This is a genomic window from Gordonia alkanivorans NBRC 16433 (genome assembly GCF_000225505.1).
Lineage (GTDB): Bacteria > Actinomycetota > Actinomycetes > Mycobacteriales > Mycobacteriaceae > Gordonia > Gordonia alkanivorans.
Genome location: NZ_BACI01000073.1, coordinates 1 through 1005, shown reverse-complemented (window position 1 = coordinate 1005; position 1005 = coordinate 1). Strand labels below are relative to the sequence as shown.

1 pseudogene is annotated in these 1005 nt (G+C 62.2%); it reads right to left on the bottom strand.

The window, feature by feature from the left end:
• Positions 1–4: 4 nt before the first annotated feature.
• Positions 5–1005: pseudogene (locus tag GOALK_RS24275) on the bottom strand (IS3 family transposase); the annotation flags it as partial.

The window sequence follows — 1005 nt, the reverse complement described above, 5'->3', positions numbered from 1 at the left end:
TGAATCACCCTAGGTTCTGTGCCGCCTCCAATTTGGGCTGGTCCTCGGGGCCGAGGCCAGAGTAGTGGAGCGTTTCGAACTCGGTCGGGGGAATCTGGCCGATGCTCGAGTGCAACCTGCTGTTGTTGTACCAGTCGACCCAACCGGCGGTCGCGAACTCGACGTCGGAGACGGTCTTGTACGGACCGGAGTGGAAGATCGTGGTCCGGATGCACTCTGTCTTGTACAAGCCGTTCACCGACTCGGCCAGCGCGTTATCGTAGGCGTCCCCGACCGTTCCGATCGACGCGGCGATGTCTTCCAGGCGCAGACGCTCAGTCAGTGTAACCGATGTGTACTGACTACCGGCATCCGAATGATGAATCAGCTCAGCAGCTTTCACGGATGCCCTTCCCGATTCCGCTGCCACAGTGCCATCCGAAGCGGGACCGTCACCAGCTCCACTGTCTTCGATGTCGATGCGTGCCACGCCACGATTCGGCGCGAGAACACGTCGATGATGAACACCACGTACACCCACCCAGCCCATGTCCGGCAGTAGGTGAAATCGGTCACCCAGACCCGGTTGGGTTCGGCGGCACTGAACTGTCGGTTCAGCAGGTCCTCCGCGCGTACACCATCAGCGGATCTGACGGTCGTGCGGACTCCCTTGGACCTTCGAATCCCGTTGTGGCCTAACACTTTCATCGCTCGATCAACGGCGCCATAGGACACCCCAGGCAGGGTTGTCCGGTGCAGATGGGCGCGCATCTTCACCCGCCCGTAGAGGCCCTCCGGAGTCATCTTCCGCCGGCCGTCGTCATCGGTGCGCCAGACGACATTGCGCACCGCATCGACGACGTGGGCATCAGAGACGGTCCGTGCGGCAGGTGCCCGGGTTCGCCATGCCCGGTAGGTTCGTGCGGCAATCGTGCAGCCCTGCTCCCGCAAGACCCGGCAGATCGACTCGACCGCAAAACCGTTGGCGCGCATCTGGTCTATGAACGCCACGATCATCGGTTGCGG